Genomic DNA, 282 nt, shown 5'->3' with positions numbered 1-282 from the left:
CTCGGCCCGGTGCTGCTCACGCAGTCGCGGAACCTCGCCCAGCTGCAGCTCGGGGACGACACCGCCTCGGCCCTGGGCGTCCGGGTGGAGCGGTCCCGGATCCTGCTGATCGGCGCCGCCGTGGGGCTCATCGCGTTCGCGACGGCGGCCGCCGGGCCCATCCCGGTCGTCGCGTTCCTCTCCCGCCCCATCGCGGCGCGCGTCCTCGGGGCGCGCGGCTCGGTGCTGGTGCCGTCCGCGCTGAGCGGTGCGCTGCTGGTCCTGGTCGCCGCCCTCGCGGGC

The 282-nt window shown here is 78.0% G+C and carries 1 protein-coding gene; it reads left to right on the top strand.

What is annotated here, in order from left to right; genetic code table 11:
- Positions 1-282: iron chelate uptake ABC transporter family permease subunit (locus KVT14_RS20330; RefSeq protein ID WP_217617292.1), on the top strand; the 282-nt coding region annotated here is incomplete at both ends.

Source organism: Cellulomonas sp. GbtcB1 (assembly GCF_019091725.1).
Lineage (GTDB): Bacteria > Actinomycetota > Actinomycetes > Actinomycetales > Cellulomonadaceae > Cellulomonas.
The sequence above is the reverse complement of the archived record's forward strand: the minus strand, read 5'-3'. Positions and strand labels throughout refer to the sequence as shown.